The sequence below is a fragment of the Bradyrhizobium sp. dw_411 genome, assembly GCF_018449695.1.
Lineage (GTDB): Bacteria > Pseudomonadota > Alphaproteobacteria > Rhizobiales > Xanthobacteraceae > Bradyrhizobium.
In genome coordinates this window covers 36,726-52,167 of sequence record NZ_JAAVUY010000008.1, presented here as the reverse complement: position 1 = coordinate 52,167, position 15,442 = coordinate 36,726, and the positions used below count along the sequence as shown (strand labels likewise).

General features: G+C 59.7%; 12 protein-coding genes. 11 read left to right on the top strand and 1 reads right to left on the bottom strand.

Annotated features, from left to right (window positions below; all coding sequences use genetic code 11):
- Positions 1 to 44: 44 nt before the first annotated feature.
- The gene (locus tag HB676_RS15275) at positions 45 to 1,241 is read left to right on the top strand and encodes a radical SAM protein (RefSeq protein WP_213738658.1); all 1,197 of its coding nucleotides are present in this window, start codon (positions 45 to 47) and stop codon (positions 1,239 to 1,241) included.
- Between the two features lie 70 nt (positions 1,242 to 1,311).
- Here HB676_RS15275 and HB676_RS15270 read toward each other — a convergent pair whose 3' ends face one another.
- Positions 1,312 to 1,659 carry an HdeA/HdeB family chaperone gene (locus tag HB676_RS15270; RefSeq protein WP_213738657.1) on the bottom strand — a complete coding sequence of 116 codons (348 nt, stop codon included), beginning with the start codon at positions 1,657 to 1,659 and terminating at the stop codon, positions 1,312 to 1,314.
- Positions 1,660 to 2,277: 618 nt separating this feature from the next.
- Between HB676_RS15270 and HB676_RS33660 the strand changes: the two genes are divergently transcribed.
- The 10 genes from HB676_RS33660 to HB676_RS15220 all read left to right on the top strand — a co-directional run bounded on the left by HB676_RS33660 (position 2,278) and on the right by HB676_RS15220 (position 15,431).
- Positions 2,278 to 2,709, top strand: a complete 432-nt coding sequence (locus tag HB676_RS33660; protein ID WP_218625763.1) for a hypothetical protein — start codon at positions 2,278 to 2,280, stop codon at positions 2,707 to 2,709.
- A 52-nt stretch (positions 2,710 to 2,761) separates the two neighbouring features.
- Positions 2,762 to 3,742: a formylglycine-generating enzyme family protein gene (locus HB676_RS15260; RefSeq protein ID WP_213738912.1), complete on the top strand. Its 981-nt coding sequence runs from the start codon at positions 2,762 to 2,764 to the stop codon at positions 3,740 to 3,742.
- A gap of 37 nt (positions 3,743 to 3,779) precedes the next feature.
- Positions 3,780 to 5,468 (top strand): arylsulfatase, encoded by a 1,689-nt coding sequence (locus HB676_RS15255; protein ID WP_213738656.1) that lies wholly within the window; start codon positions 3,780 to 3,782, stop codon positions 5,466 to 5,468.
- 133 nt (positions 5,469 to 5,601) lie between these two features.
- On the top strand, positions 5,602 to 7,446 hold the full coding sequence (locus HB676_RS15250; protein ID WP_213738655.1) for an arylsulfatase: 1,845 nt from the start codon (positions 5,602 to 5,604) through the stop codon (positions 7,444 to 7,446).
- Between the two features lie 94 nt (positions 7,447 to 7,540).
- Positions 7,541 to 8,548, top strand: a complete 1,008-nt coding sequence (locus tag HB676_RS15245; RefSeq protein ID WP_213738654.1) for a transporter — start codon at positions 7,541 to 7,543, stop codon at positions 8,546 to 8,548.
- Between the two features lie 75 nt (positions 8,549 to 8,623).
- A complete protein-coding gene (locus tag HB676_RS15240; RefSeq protein WP_213738653.1) occupies positions 8,624 to 10,339 on the top strand; it encodes an arylsulfatase in 1,716 nt (571 codons plus the stop codon).
- Between the two features lie 55 nt (positions 10,340 to 10,394).
- Complete coding sequence (locus HB676_RS15235; protein ID WP_213738652.1) at positions 10,395 to 11,417, top strand: HAD family hydrolase; 1,023 nt, start codon at positions 10,395 to 10,397, stop codon at positions 11,415 to 11,417.
- Positions 11,418 to 11,450: 33 nt separating this feature from the next.
- Positions 11,451 to 12,839: a DUF1254 domain-containing protein gene (locus tag HB676_RS15230; protein WP_249780261.1), complete on the top strand. Its 1,389-nt coding sequence runs from the start codon at positions 11,451 to 11,453 to the stop codon at positions 12,837 to 12,839.
- A 29-nt stretch (positions 12,840 to 12,868) separates the two neighbouring features.
- Complete coding sequence (locus HB676_RS15225; RefSeq protein ID WP_213738650.1) at positions 12,869 to 14,386, top strand: DUF1254 domain-containing protein; 1,518 nt, start codon at positions 12,869 to 12,871, stop codon at positions 14,384 to 14,386.
- A 13-nt stretch (positions 14,387 to 14,399) separates the two neighbouring features.
- Positions 14,400 to 15,431 (top strand): DUF1254 domain-containing protein, encoded by a 1,032-nt coding sequence (locus HB676_RS15220; protein WP_213738649.1) that lies wholly within the window; start codon positions 14,400 to 14,402, stop codon positions 15,429 to 15,431.
- Positions 15,432 to 15,442 lie beyond the last annotated feature (11 nt).

Below are 15,442 nucleotides of genomic sequence, written 5' to 3'. Positions count from 1 at the left end.
CTTTACATCGTTCGGTCATCCCTCGGATATCATCAGGTATCGGCATGCCGGCTGACGATCCCAACGTTTTGGCCTTCCAGGATCAGCCGATCTCGCAGTTGCTCGTGAAGGTCGCCGCGCGATGCAATATCGATTGCTCCTATTGTTATTGGTTCCGCGACGCCGCCGTATATAACAAGCCCAAGCTCATGGGCGCCGACGTGCTGCATCGGCTGTTGCAGCGCATCGAGGAGCACGTCATCCAGCATGGCCTGGTCGATTTTCCCATCATTCTGCACGGCGGCGAGCCGCTGCTTTGGGGAGTAGAGAATTTCCACCTGATAGCCGAAGCCTGCGAAGCCATATCGTTTCGAACCGGCTGCGACATCCCGATCGCGGTGACCACCAATGGGGTCTTGATCGATGAGGAATGGCTCGATTGTTTCGAGTCGCGCCACATTTCGGTCGCGATCAGCCTGGATGGGCCGGCGCATATCCACGATATCAACCGCCGGACGTTTCAGGGCACCGGCACCCACGCTGCGGCGGAAAAGGCCGCCCGCATGCTGGTATCGCGCGATATCGGCGTCAGCGCCCTGGCGGTCTGCAATCCAGCTTTTTCGCCCGAGCAATATGTCGCGTTCTTCGCCAAATGCGGCATTGCCAATTACGACATCATGATCCCCGACGCGACGGTGGATGAGACCCCGCCATCGGTCGCCGCGTTCTATAATGGCCTGTTCGATCTGTGGCTGGCGGCCAACCGCAGCGAGCCCACCGCCAACATCCGCATCATCGGCGACATGATCACCGCTCTGCTCGGCAATAATTCACCGACCGAGGGCGTCGGTCACAAGCCGATCGAGCTCTGCACCGTCATGACCGACGGCTCGGTGGAGGCCCATGATGTGCTGCGGATTGCCGGCGACGGCTCCACGCATACGAAATTCAATATTTTCGAGCATGCAATCGACGAGGTCAGGAACGAGCCGCGCTGGCAAGCCGCCCGCGATGCCTCGATCCGTCTTTGCGAAACCTGCCGGCAGTGCAAATTCATGAACGCCTGCGGCGGCGGCTATCTTCCGCATCGTTTTTCCAAGGCTAACGGTTACGACAATCCCTCGGTCTATTGCGACGATCTCTATGCGATGTTCGAGAACATGCAATCCGTGCTGGAGGGCCATCTCTACATCAGCAAGCCGGACGGAGAGCGCCTCGATGTGCGTTCCGCGCGCGCGGCGTCGGCGGGTGGAGGAGGCTGAAGAGATCGCCGCCGGCTTGCTGGCCGCCGCCAAATTGGCGCGCTTGCAAATTTTGCGGCGGCCGAAAGTTCTATTTTTCGTTTTTCAGCAACACATCGATGGCTTGAATAACCTTAACTTCCGGGTGTTGCTTGCAATAGACGATCACCTGATGCTCGCCGGATTTGGCGCGCGTAATATGCGCAAAATGTTTCTTCGCCAGTCCGTTATACCAGCCGCTGTACCACGAGGCGAGATAGTCCGCGTCTTCCTGGAACGTGCCCGCAAGCTGCGCGCAGGTGAGGGCTTGAACATCGATATAACCATTTGCGTCCGTATAGGCCGATAGCGGTACCTGCGCCTGGCTGCTCGACATCAGAGCGAGCATAAGTGTTGCGGTGACGACGCCAATGCTGGATGTGTTTTTCGCGATAGTCATGGCGTTGCTCTCCAGTTGCGATGCTTTCGAGTTGCGATGCTTTCCAGTTGCGATGTTTCCCAGTTGATTGTCGTGCGGTCAAACCAGCCCGAACGATCGAGCGTGATTTTACCTCACTGCCTTCTCAGTCTAGGCACAAGTTCGGAACGGCAACAACCGCTTTGGTCCCTGCGGCAAAAAGCGCGCGATGATGCTGCGACAAATCTCGCTGCAATCGTCTCAAACGCCGCCGAAGAATTTCCGTTGCATTTTCAAATACAACGAAACGCATTGGATCGATCTATTGATCGATGGACGACATTCTACGTTAAGGCTGGAAACGTCGTCGCTGCAGATTGGCACAAACTGTACATCACATCGGGCCAAAGTTCGTCTACCGTTGCGTTTCACCGGCGTTCGCGCGCCAAGCGCCGGAATTGAATGATCGAGCGCCATGATAGCTTGCGTGTCTTAGGCACGCGGCGAATAGGGAAGAGGGGCTGACCAATTGCTGCCGCGGCGCGGATCAACTGCGCCGTGAAGTCGCAAATGAGGGCTTAGCAAATGCGCTTACCGATTGATTTCGTTTTACAAAGTAATCGTGCATCCAAGTCTTATCGCTCGAAGTCTTATCGCTCTGTGACGCTGGCAGCGGTTCTGGGACTGAGTGTCACCGCGACAATGATTTCGCCGGCTTCGATCTCTCCCGCTTCGGTTTTGGTCGGCGCTGCCGGTAGCGCGGTTCCGCAGCAGCTCAAGCAAGATAGCGCCCAAGATAGCCAGATCGTTCAGGTCAATGCGCGGCGCGGCGGCGCGGCGCACCGGACCACGGTGGTCGGTCCGCGCGGCGGCGCAGCGAGCCGGACGGTGGTGCGACGCGGCGCGGTGGCCGGCCCGGGTTATCGCCCTGGGCGTTGGGTGCGGCCGACGAATTATTATTGGCGTCCAGGCGGCGCGATCGCGGCGGGCGCCGCGATCGGTTTCGTCACGGCGGCGACGGCTGCGGCATGGGCCGGTGCTCCGCCTGCTCCCGGTTCCTGCTGGTATTACACCGATCCGAGCCGGACCTAGGGATTCTGGGACGTTTGCCAGTAACGGCACAGGCCGGGAGTAAATCATGACCATGCTGGGCCCCGATGTCGAACGCGGCGATCGGATGGGGGATCGTCAGCCCGACAATATGGTCTGGATTCCCGGCGGCACCTTCCGCATGGGATCGGACCATCATTACCCGGAGGAGGCGCCGGCGCACCGGGTCTCGGTCGACGGCTTCTGGATCGATCGTACGCCGATCACCAACCGTCAGTTCAAACGGTTTGTGTTCGCGACCGGCCACAAGACCTACGCCGAGATACCACCCGACCCCAAAGATTATCCCGGTGCGTTGCCTGATATGCTCTATGCCGGCTCGCTCGTATTCGTACACCCGCCGTCGACCTTCGATCTGCGCGACTGGAGCCAGTGGTGGACTTTTATGAAGGGCGCCGACTGGCGGCATCCCTACGGCCCAAAGAGCAACATCAATACATCCGATAATCATCCGGTGGTGCACGTCTCGCATTCCGATGCACTCGCGTATGCCAAATGGGCCGGCAAGGATCTGCCGACCGAAGCCGAATGGGAATTCGCGGCGCGCGGCGGACTGGACGGCGCCGAATTCGCATGGGGCGACGAATTCACGCCCGGTGGCGCATATATGGCCAACACCTGGCAGGGCGATTTTCCGCTGCACAACCTTCATCTCGACGGCTACGACCGCACCTCGCCGGTGGAAGCCTTTCCGGCGAACGGTTACGGCGTCCACGACATGATCGGCAATGTCTGGGAATGGACCTCGGACTGGTTTTCTTCGAAGCATGAGCCCGACGCCGCGAAAGCCTGCTGCATTCCACAGAACCCGCGCGGCGGCCGCGAGGACGCCAGTTACGATCCCTGTCAGCCGAACATCAAGATTCCGCGCAAGGTCATCAAGGGCGGCTCGCATCTGTGCGCGCCGAACTATTGCCGGCGTTATCGCCCGGCCGCACGCCACGCCGAAGCGATCGATACGTCCACCAGCCATCTCGGGTTTCGGTGCGTGAAGAGAATACAAGCCGCGGAATAATAGTTGTCAGTCCTCACAGTGAAGAAAGGAGCCCAACATGCCTGACGACACTAGAGAGCGAGAAACTGAAAACCGCCATGACAGCGCCCTAAGCCGCCGCAATATCCTGCTCGGCACGTCCACTCTGGTCGCGGCGGCGACGCTGACATCCGGCACACTGCTGGCGCAGGCGCAGAAGGCCGCGCCCGCGCCAGCCACCGCCGGGCAAAAGCCGAACATTGTCGTCGTCATGGGCGACGACATTGGCTGGTTCAATATTGGCGCCTATCATCAAGGCATCATGTCCGGCAAAACGCCGAACCTCGACAAACTTGCCGCCGAGGGGATGCGTTTCACTGACTACTACGCTGAGGCTTCCTGTACCGCGGGTCGCGCTAACTTCATCACCGGCGAGCTACCGATCCGCACTGGCCTTACCACCGTTGGCCAGGCCGGTTCGCCGATCGGCATCCCGGCGGAGGCACCGACCATTGCCACGGTGCTCAAGTCGATGGGCTATGCGACCGGCCAGTTCGGCAAGAACCATTTGGGTGACTTGAACCAGTTCCTGCCTACCGTCCACGGCTTCGACGAGTTCTTCGGCTATCTATACCACCTTGATGCGATGGAGGATCCATCACACCGGAACTATCCGAAAGACCTCATCGCCAGTGTCGGGCCGCGCAACATGGTCCACAGCTACGCCACCGACACGGATGACACGACGGAGATGCCGCGCTGGGGCAAGATCGGCAAGCAGAAGATCGAGGATGCCGGCGAACTCTATCCCAAGCGGATGGAAACCGTAGATGACGAGATCCGCGACAATGCCTTCAAGTTCCTCGATAAGGCGAAGGCCGATGGCAAGCCGTTTTTCCTCTGGCTTAACCCGACGCGCATGCACGTGGTCACGCATCTCTCCGAAAAGTATGAGTCCATGCGCAATTCGGAGAACGGCTGGTCCATCCAGGAAGCTGGCATGGCGCAAATCGACGACATCGTGGGTGCGCTGATGGCGAAGCTGAAGGACATGGGCGTCGACGACAATACGATCGTCGTCTTCACCACTGACAACGGCGCGGAGAACTTCACTTGGCCTGATGGCGGCAATACTCCGTTCGCCGGAGGCAAGGGCACCGCTATGGAAGGCGGCTTCCGTGTGCCGGCGCTGCTGCGCTGGCCGGGCAAGGTGCCGGCGGGCAAAGTCGAAAACGGTATCTTCTCGGGTATGGACTGGTTCCCGACCTTCGTCGCGGCAGCAGGTAATCCAAACATCACTGCCGAACTCCTCAAGGGCAAGCAGATCGATGGTCAGAACTACAAGGTCCATCTGGACGGTTACGACCAGACGGCGCTGATCACGGGCAAAGGTCCATCGACTCGTCACGAGATCCTTTACTTTACCGAAGGCACGCTCTCCGCGATACGCATCGACGACTACAAGTACCGGTTCACCGATCAGCCGGGCGGCTGGCTTGGTGGCACGGTCAAGGTCGATTGGCCGATCCTGACCAATATTCGTCTTGATCCGTTCGAACGGATGAACCTCCCCAACGGCGCGAACGGCTCGCTGGGGTTCTACAACTGGTTCGCCTATGAGTTCTGGCGCTTCCAGTTTGTACAGAAGGAAATTGGCAAGCTGGCCCAGACCGCGATCGAGTACCCGCCGATGCAAAAGGGCGCCAGTTTCAATCTGGAGGCCGTCAAGGCGCAAATCGAGAAGGCCATCGCGGCGCATGCCAAGTAGACGCACCAAGGTTTGAGATGTTCGGTTCGCAAGGACCAGCCATCTGCGCATCCAGTCATCCGTCGGCCGGTATCGTCCGGCCGACGCCATGTACATCATGATTTCAGCTTTCTTGTGAAGAGCGGAGAGTGGAATGTCGAGCGAAGCGAACACCAACAACCATCCGGATGTCTCGGCTAACGAGATCGACGATCGTGCCCTCAGCCGCCGCAATATATTGCTGGGTACGTCCACTCTGGTGGCGGCGGCGACGCTGACCTCCGGCGCGCTGGCGCAAGCGCAGAAAACCGCGCCGGCGCCGGCCGCGACGCCGCTTCCAGCACCATCGACGGCCCCGTCCGGCCGCAAGCCGAACATCCTCATCCTCTGGGGCGACGATATCGGTATCGCCAATATCAGCGCCTATTCGAACGGGTTGATGGGCTACGAGACGCCGAACATCGACCGCATCGCCCGCGAAGGCATCAAGCTCCAGCATTATTACGGCGAGCAGTCGTGCACCGCCGGCCGCGCGGCCTTCCTCACCGGCCAGCATGGCATTCGCACCGGGTTGACCAAGGTCGGCTTCCCCGGCGCGCCCATGGGCATGAGCCAGCTCGATCCCTCGGTCGGCGGGTTGCTGAAAAATCTCGGCTACGCCACCGGGCAATTCGGCAAGAACCATGTCGGCGATCGCAACGAATCGCTGCCGACCGTGAACGGCTTCGACGAATTTTTCGGCAATCTCTATCATCTCAACGCCGAGGAAGAGCCGGAACTGCCGGATTATCCCAAGGACCCGGCCTATCTCGCCAAGTTCGGTCCGCGCGGCGTGCTCCGATGCAAGGCGACCGATCGCGACGATCCCACAGTCGATCCGCGCTTCGGCAAGATCGGCAAGCAGACCATCGAAGACACCGGTGCGCTCACCAAGAAGCGCATGGAGACGGTCGATGACGAGACCTCGGCCGCGGCGATCGACTTCATGAAGCGGCAACAAGCCGCGGGCAAGCCGTTCTTCTGCTGGTTCAACGCGACCCGAATGCATCTGCGCACCCACGTTCGCGCAGGTCATCGCGGCCGCTACACCCATGGCGACAGCGAGTATGTCGATGGCATGATGGAGCACGACGATACTATCGGCACCTTGCTCAAGGCGCTCGACGATATGGGCGTCGCCAACGACACCATCGTCGTCTACTCCAGCGACAACGGACCGCACATGAATACCTGGCCCGATGGCGCCATGACCTGGTTCCGTTCCGAGAAGAACACCAACTGGGAAGGCGCCTTCCGGGTGCCGTGCCTGGTGCGCTGGCCCGGCACGATCAAGCCCGGCACGGTGAGCAACGAGCTCATGAGCCACAACGACTGGATACCGACACTTTGCTCCATCGCGGGCGAGCCGGATATCGTCAACAAGCTGAAGGCGGGCTACACGGCCAATGGCATCGCCTACAAGGTGCATCTCGACGGTTACGACCAGTCACAATTCCTGCGCACTGTCAGCGGATCGGCGGCCAACAATGACGGTACCAAAAGCGCGCGCGACAGGTTCTTCTATTCTGACGATGACGGCACGCTCGTCTGCTACCGGCACGGCGACTACAAGTACGTTTTTTCCGAACAGCGCTCGCCGGGAACGATGCAGGTGTGGGCGGAGCCCTTCACGACGCTGCGCCTGCAGAAGATATTCAATCTGATGCAGGATCCGTTCGAGCGCGCCGACATCACGTCCAACACTTTCTGGGACTGGCAAATGAATCACGTTCAAACGATGTACGGCGTAATGGACGAGGTCTTCCAGTTCGTGGCGACGTTCAAGGACTTCCCGCCGCGCTCGTTCCCGCCGAGCTTCAATCCGGCGAACATCATGGAAAGCACCCTGGATACCATGAAGCAGAAGAAGGCTCTGACCGAGGGACTGGATCTCGACCGGGTCCGCGGCAACCTCAACAGGATGATCGATCAGCAGCTCCAGCAGCGTGGCATCAAGTAGCCGTGGCGCCACGCTCATCCGGCCCACCTTCGGGTGGGCCGGATGTTCTTGTCCGAAAGTCTCGGCGAATGTTCGAACGAAGAGAGGGGGCGTGATGAAGCGACAGAAGTTCCAGGCTGTAACGGTAGGCGCCGGCTTCTGCGCGCTGCTTTGTGCGGGAAGCCTTGCGCCCGCCTTCGCCGACGAAGGAGGTCTCAGCTTCTGGCTGCCGGGCACCTTCGGCAGCCTCGCGGCGGCGCCCTCTACGCCCGGATGGTCATGGGCGACATTCTATATTCATACCGACGTCGCGTCGGGTGCGGGTGCTCAATTCCCGCGCGGCGGCCGGCTCGATGTCGGAATCAGCGGGCGGGGTGACCTCGTCGGATACGGGCCAACCTACGTGTTCGCGACACCGGTACTCGGCGCCCAGCTATCGGTCAGCGTGCTCGGCATCGCCGGACGGAGCGAAGCGTCGGCAGCACTCTCTCTCACCGGGCCGCTTGGTAACACCATCGCGCTCAACCGAACGCAGGATCTGACGTCGTACGGAGACGTGCTGCCGCAAGTTTCGCTGAAATGGAATCAGGGCGTCAACAACTTCATGGTCTATGGCACCGGCGACATCCCGGTCGGGGACTACGATCCCAACCGTCTCGCCAATCTCGGCATCGGTCATGGCGCCATCGATCTTGGCGGCGGCTACACTTATTTCAATCCCAAGTCCGGCAATGAATTTTCCTGGGTCATGGGGCTGACCTACAACTTCAAGAACACCGATACCAATTACCAGAACGGGATCGATTTCCATTTCGATTGGGGTGCTTCCCGCTTCTTCGACAACAAGTTTCAACTGGGCGTCGTCGGCTATTTCCTGCAACAGGTAACCGACGACTTCGGCGCTCCTCCTGCGCTCGACGGCTTCCGCTCGCAGATCGCGGGCATCGGCCCGCAGGTCGGCTTCCTGTTTCCGGTCGGAAGCATGCAGGGCTACGTCAACGTGAAAGCCTATAAGGAGTTCGCAGCTCAAAACAGACCCGAAGGATGGAATGCGTGGCTGACCTTTGCATTATCGCCATTGGCACCAGAGCCGTCCTCCGCAAAGCCAATGTACCACAAATAGGTTTTTCGTCGCGTTGCCGTTGCCGCCCAAGCCGGTCGTTTTAGGACCAGAGAAAAATCAAGAACGGAGGATAGAATGTCGAGCGAAGCGAACACCAGCAAGCATCCCGATGTCTCGGCGAACGATGCCGACGACCGCGCCCTCAGCCGTCGCAACATCCTGCTGGGAAGCTCCAGCCTGGTCGCGGCAGCGGCGCTGACGTCGAGTGCCCTGGCACAGGCACAAAAGGCCGCGCCGGCCGCGACGCCGGCTCCATCCCCGGCCGCGTCCGGCCGCAAACCGAATATCCTTTTCATCATGGGCGACGACATCGGACAGACCAATGTCAGCGCCTATTCCTTTGGCGTGATGGGGTATCGCACGCCGAACATCGATCGCCTCGCCCGCGAAGGCATGATGTTTACCGACTATTATGCCGAGCAAAGCTGCACCGCTGGCCGCTCCTCGTTCATCACGGGGCAGGCGACCTTGCGCACCGGCCTTTCAAAGGTCGGGCTACCCGGCGCGGACGCGGGCCTGCGTGCAGAAGACATAACGATCGCAGAAGCTCTCAAGCCGCTCGGCTACGCGACCGGCCAATTCGGCAAGAACCACCTCGGTGATAAAAACGAGTTTTTGCCGACAGTCCATGGCTTCGACGAGTTCTTCGGCAACCTCTATCATCTCAACGCCGAAGAGGAGCCGGAGAACCCCGCTTATCCGAAGGATCCCCGTTTCAAGGAGCGTTTCGGTCCACGCGGCGTGCTCAAGTGCCGGGCGACCGACCGCGACGACCCAACCGTCGATCCGCGCTTTGGCCGTGTCGGCAAGCAGACCATCGAAGACACCGGCGCATTGACCAAAAAGCGCATGGAAACGGTCGACGATGAAACGTCGTCCGCCGCCATCGACTTTATCAAACGTCAAACCCAAGCCAATCGTCCGTTCTTCTGCTGGTTCAATTCGACCCGCATGCACGCCATCACCCATGTGCGTCCATCGATGCTGGGCCAGAGCGGGATCAGTGAATATTTCGACGGCATGATCGAGCACGATGGACATGTCGGGCAAATTCTCAAAGCCCTCGATGATCTCGGCATTGCCAATGACACCATCGTCATCTACTCGACCGACAATGGCCCGCACATGAACACCTGGCCTGACGGCGGCTATACGCCGTTCCGCAATGAAAAGAATTCCAACTGGGAGGGCGCGTTCCGCGTGCCGGCGTTCGTGCGCTGGCCAGGCCGCATCCAGCCCGGAAGCGTGTCCAATGAAATCTTCTCGGGCTTGGACTGGTTCCCGACGCTGCTCGCGGCGGCCGGCGATACCGGCGTGAAGGAACGCCTGCTCTCCGGCTGGCAGCCGCAGTCGGGCGGACGCACCTACAAAGTACATCTCGACGGCTACAATCAGCTTCCGTACCTGACCGGGGCTGAACCGAAGTCGGCGCGGAAGGAGTTCTTCTACTTCAACGATGACGGCCAACTCGTCTCGATGCGATACGACAACATGAAGCTGGTATTCTGCGAACAACGCGAAGCCGGCACCATCCAGATCTGGCGCGAACCGTTCGTCTGCATGCGTGCACCTAAAATGTATAATTTGCGGATGGATCCATACGAACGCGCGGACATCACGTCGAACACCTACAACGACTGGGTGTTCAAGCTGTCGTTCCTGGCTGTTCCCGCCCAAGCCCTGGTCGCGCAGTTCATCGATACGTTCAAGGAGTTTCCGCCACGACAGACGCCATCCAGCTTCAGCGTCGATCAGATCATGGAAACATTGAAGCGTCCAAATGCGGGGTGATGCGAAGACCATGCGCCGGTTCAAGAATTTGGTTGGTTTGCTCGAGGACGTCGCCATGAAAAGCGAAACCCGATATGTGAGCCGGCGTGCGGTGTTTGGCGCCATTGCAGTCATCGCCGTTTGCTGTCTGCCAGGACGTGGGGCATTCGCGCAGTCCGATGCCTTGGCGTCCTGGAATGATGGCGCGGTCAAATCGGCCATTGTCGATTTTGTCGGCCGGGTGACGAAGGAAGGTGGCCCCGATTTCGTCCCGGCGCCTGAGCGCATCGCGACTTTCGACAATGACGGCACGCTGTGGACCGAGCAGCCATTTTATTTCCAGCTCGCCTTTGCGATTGACCGGATCAAGGCAATGGCGCCGCAACACCCGGAATGGAAAACCAAGCAGCCGTTCAAGGCCCTGCTGGAAGGCGACAAGAAGACGCTGGCGGCGGCCGGTGAAGCCGGCTTGCTGCCGTTGATATCGGCGACGCATTCCGGCATGACCGTCGAGGATTTCAGCAAGACCGTAATCGACTGGACCGCGACAGCGCGGCATCCGCGCTTCAACCGGCCCTACACCGAACTCGTGTTCCAGCCGATGCTCGAACTGCTGGCCTATCTGCGCGCCAACGGTTTCAAGACTTTCATCGTGTCCGGCGGCGGCATCGAGTTCATGCGGCCGTGGACCGAGCGTGTCTACGGCATTCCGCCGGAGCAGGTGGTCGGCTCGTCCGGCGAGGTAAAATTCGAGTTCGGCGCCGGCGGCAAGCCGGAGCTGTTGAAGATTGCCAAGATCGAATTTGTCGACGACGGACCCGGCAAGCCCGTCGGCATCAATCGCTTCATCGGCCGCCGGCCGATCTTCGCGTTTGGAAATTCCGATGGAGACTTGCAGATGCTGCAATGGACCATGGCCGGAAGCGGGGCACGCTTTGCCGGTTTGGTCCACCACACCGACGCGGTGCGTGAATACGCCTACGACCGCAATTCCAAAATCGGCAAGCTCGACAAGGCATGGGAAGAAGCCAAGGCGAAGGGCTGGAGCGTCGTCGACATGAAGCAGGACTGGAAGAAGGTGTTCGCGTTCGAGCCGTGAGAGGATATCGCGCACATGTGCAAAAAATTGTTTATGGCACTCGTCCTTTCCTGTCTCGCGGGGGAAGTTGCGACCGCGCAGACGACACCACAAGAGCGGCTGGTCCGAAGCCGCGCCGTCGAGGCTGTTATCTGGGGCATGCCCGTCGTCAATTATGACCTGATGCTTCAGGAGATGCTGACCAAGACGCCGGGCAAGGTGAACCAGGTGATCTATTGGGGCAAACCGCTCGACTGGAAGAACCAGACGCTGACGCCCAATCCCGACACGCTCTATTTGATGACGTTCCTCAATACCAAGGACGTCGGGCCGATCGTGATCGAAATTCCGCCGGCGGATGCAAACGGTTCGCTTAACGCCAACATCGTCAATGTCTGGCAGGAGCCGCTGGAGGATGGCGGATTGCTCGGTGTCGACAAGGGCGCGGGCGTCAAATTGGTGATGCTGCCGCCGGACTACAAGGGGCAGGTGCCAGCGGGCTACGAGGCGCTGCAGCCAAACACCTGGGGTAGCTATGCCCTGATCAGATCAAACCTCAGGAGTCACGCCGAGGCTGATGTTGCGAAGTCGATCGCCTATGCCAGGCAGTTGAAAGTCTATCCGCTCTCGCAGGCGTCGAACCCGCCGGCGACCGTGTTCACCGACGTCAAGGATATCCTGTTCGACACGACCATTCGTTACGACGAGAGTTTTTTCGTGAACCTCGACCGCATGGTGCAGAGCGAACCTTGGCTGGGTCGTGACCGCGCTATGATCGACCAATTGCGCTCGATCGGGATCGAGAAAGGCAAGCCTTTCGCGCCCGATACAAAAATGAAGCAGGTCTTGAAGGATAGTATCGCCGACGCGCATGCGTGGATGGCCGCCAAATACGACGCCGCCCCACCTGTGTTTTTCGAAGGCACCCATTGGACGTTTCCCACGCATCCGGAAATGCTCAAGGGAGCGAGCGAGAGTTTTGAGGGCGCGAACGACTATCCCGTGGACTGGCGTGGGATCACGTATCATTACGCCTATATCGGGATCAAGCGGCTGGGCGCCGGCCAGTTCTACATCATCAACATTAAGGACAAGGACGGTGCGGACTACGAAGGCGCGAAGACCTATCATCTCCGCGTCGCTGCCGATGTCCCGATCGAGCAGTACTGGTCGTTGACAGCCTATGACCGCGATACCCACGCGCTGATCAAGAACGTTGATCGCGCCAGCCGGGCTTCCAACAATCCCGAAGTGAAGAAGAATGCCGATGGGACGGTTGACCTCTATCTCGGCGCGAGGCCGCCGGCTGGCCAGGAGTCCAACTGGATACCAACCGACCCTGCCCGCAAATTCGAGCTGATGTTCCGTCTTTACGGGCCGAAGAAGGAGTTCTTCGACAAGGTGTGGAAGCTGCCGGACGTGGAGAAGATTGCAGCACAGTAATCCGCACTTGTTAACCGGAAGGGTAGGCCATGACCACCGACGTAGATACTGATCGCAGAAATATCCTGCTCACCGGAACCACGCTTGCAATCGCCTCAGTGCTCGCGGGCGGAGTGCCGTCTGTCGCAAACGCCGAGACGTCTTCGCTCAATCCGCAGCCTTTGCCGCCATCGCCTGAATGGGCGCGCGCGCTGCCGCCCGGTCCGGATGCGCGCGTAAGGATCACAGAGGCTTATGCTGCCCACGTCGCCCGCGACTCCTTCTTCTGGGCTTGGCCGCTGGTCAACATGTACAACCGGCGGCTCGCGTTCTCAAAGATGACGGAACAGAGGTACGCCGGCCCGCTGCTCGAGGCGCCGCTCAACCGGCTGACCATGCTCACGGACTATGTCAATCCCGAAGAGCGCAACGTCGCGTGCCCGAACCAGGATGTTGTCTACGGTCTCGGCATAGCCGCGCTCGATGTTTCGCCCGTGGTGGTTCAAGTGCCGGATTTCGGCGATCGTTTCTGGGTTTATCAGATTGTCGATCTGCGTACGGACAGCTTCGTTCAGCTCGGCAAGATGTACCGCACCATGCCCGGTTTTTACCTCCTTGTCGGCCCCCGCTGGAATGGCGAGGTGCCGAAGGGGATCACCCGCGTATTCCGCGCGTCGAGCAATACCGGCCTTGTCGCGCCGCGCATCTTCCAGGACGATACGCCGCAGGACAAGCAGGCGATTCAGGGCGTGCTGACCGGCATCTCGATGTATCCGCTTGCGGAGTATGACGGGCGAATGAAGATCAACGAGTGGAGCAAATTGCCAAGGATACCCGGCGGCCCGCCCGGCGAAGAAGAAACCCGATGGGTGATCCCCGAAAAATTTTTCGATGAGCTTCCGGCGGTACTCGCCGATGCGCCACCGCTGGCCGGCGAAGAAGCACGCTATTCGCAGGTGCTCGCGGTACTCGCCGCTGCGAAAGACAATGCAAAAATAAAGCAGGCAATGATCGAGGCCGCGAAAGATGCTGATGAAAAGCTTGTGACGCCTCTGTTTCAGTTCCGCAACTACGGCCAGCAGCTATCGTATAATTGGAGCACCATTTCCAACGAATCTGCCTTCGGGGCGGACTACTTCACCCGCACGGCGGTGGCGAAATCGAACATCCTGGTCAACTCTCCGAACGAAACGAAATATTTCTATCAGGACCTCGATGCGTCGGGGGCGCGCCTCAACAACGCCAGCCGTTACACCGTGACCTTCGCAAAGGACGGCACACCGCCAGTGAATGGTTTCTGGTCGCTCTCGATCTACAACGAGCACCATTTTTTCATCGCCAACGCGATCAACCGCTTTTCGGTCGGCACCAAGAACAAGGATCTCAAGCCGAACGCCGACGGTTCGCTCACCATCTACGTGCAGACGGATGCGCCGGCCGACCCGGTCCAGCGCGCCAACTGGCTGCCCGCGCCGAAAGGCGATTTTTCGCTTTATGTCCGCGCCTACTGGCCCAAGGCGGAAGTCGTCGACGGCTCCTGGACGCCGCCGCCGGTGCAGCGCGCGTGAGTCAGGAGAACGCATGAACAATAAATTGAAGATCGCCGCGCTGGCCATTTCGTTGGCGGCAACGAGCGCGGTTCAGGCGCAGTCCCAGACGGTCGGCTCCGTTCCCGTCACCGTCGATAACTTCATCCGCGCCGAGTCGGATTTGTATTTTGGCAGCATGGTAAAGGACGGCGCCTTCGGAAAATTCCTGCATCGCCGCGAGCCGGCCGGGATCGACAACCAGACGGTCATTCGCCTCAATCGCGACACGCTGTATTCGTCCGCCGTGTTCGATCTTGACGCCGGACCGGTCACCATCACCATGCCGGACGCCGGCAAGCGCTTCATGTCATTGATGATCATCAATGAAGACCATTACGTGCCCTCCGTGACGTATGATGCAGGGCCGCACACTTTCGCCCGGGAAAAGATCGGCACGCGCTACATGGTCGTGGGCGTCCGCACCCTGGTCGATCCGGTGGATGCGAAAGATGTCGCCGACGTCCATCGGCTGCAGGACGCGATCAAGGCCGAGCAGAAAGCAGGCGGCAAGTTCGAGGTGCCGAACTGGGATCAAGCCAGCCAGAAGAAGGTGCGCGATGCATTGCTGGTGCTTGCCAGCACGATACCCAATTTTTCAAAGGCATTCGGCACCAGAGCGCAGGTCGATCCTGTCAGGCATTTGATCGGAACCGCCGCAGGCTGGGGCGGCAACCCGGACAAGGATGCGACCTATCTCAACATCACCCCGGCCAACAATGACGGCACGACCATTTACAAGCTTGCCGTCAAGGACGTGCCTGTCGACGCGTTCTGGTCTGTCAGCCTCTACAATGCTCAAGGCTATTACGAGAAGAATCCGTACGATGCCTATTCGATCAATAGCGTCACGGGCAAGCGAAGCGCCGATGGATCGATCGCGATCCAGTTTGGCGGCTGCGACGGCAAGATTCCAAACTGTCTGCCGATCATGAAGGGCTGGAACTACACGGTCCGGCTGTATCGGCCGCGCCCGGAAGTACTGAGCGGCAAATGGAAATTCCCCGAGCCGCAGCCGGCTAGCTGAGGAATTCGTAC

Coding starts and splice junctions, on each gene's coding strand:
- HB676_RS15275 (WP_213738658.1), top strand. CDS start 45: ATGCCGGCTGACGATCCCAACGTTTTGGCCTTCCAGGATCAGCCGATC.
- HB676_RS15270 (WP_213738657.1), bottom strand. CDS start 1,659: ATGACTATCGCGAAAAACACATCCAGCATTGGCGTCGTCACCGCAACA.
- HB676_RS15260 (WP_213738912.1), top strand. CDS start 2,762: ATGCTGGGCCCCGATGTCGAACGCGGCGATCGGATGGGGGATCGTCAG.
- HB676_RS15255 (WP_213738656.1), top strand. CDS start 3,780: ATGCCTGACGACACTAGAGAGCGAGAAACTGAAAACCGCCATGACAGC.
- HB676_RS15250 (WP_213738655.1), top strand. CDS start 5,602: ATGTCGAGCGAAGCGAACACCAACAACCATCCGGATGTCTCGGCTAAC.
- HB676_RS15245 (WP_213738654.1), top strand. CDS start 7,541: ATGAAGCGACAGAAGTTCCAGGCTGTAACGGTAGGCGCCGGCTTCTGC.
- HB676_RS15240 (WP_213738653.1), top strand. CDS start 8,624: ATGTCGAGCGAAGCGAACACCAGCAAGCATCCCGATGTCTCGGCGAAC.
- HB676_RS15235 (WP_213738652.1), top strand. CDS start 10,395: ATGAAAAGCGAAACCCGATATGTGAGCCGGCGTGCGGTGTTTGGCGCC.
- HB676_RS15230 (WP_249780261.1), top strand. CDS start 11,451: ATGGCACTCGTCCTTTCCTGTCTCGCGGGGGAAGTTGCGACCGCGCAG.
- HB676_RS15225 (WP_213738650.1), top strand. CDS start 12,869: ATGACCACCGACGTAGATACTGATCGCAGAAATATCCTGCTCACCGGA.
- HB676_RS15220 (WP_213738649.1), top strand. CDS start 14,400: ATGAACAATAAATTGAAGATCGCCGCGCTGGCCATTTCGTTGGCGGCA.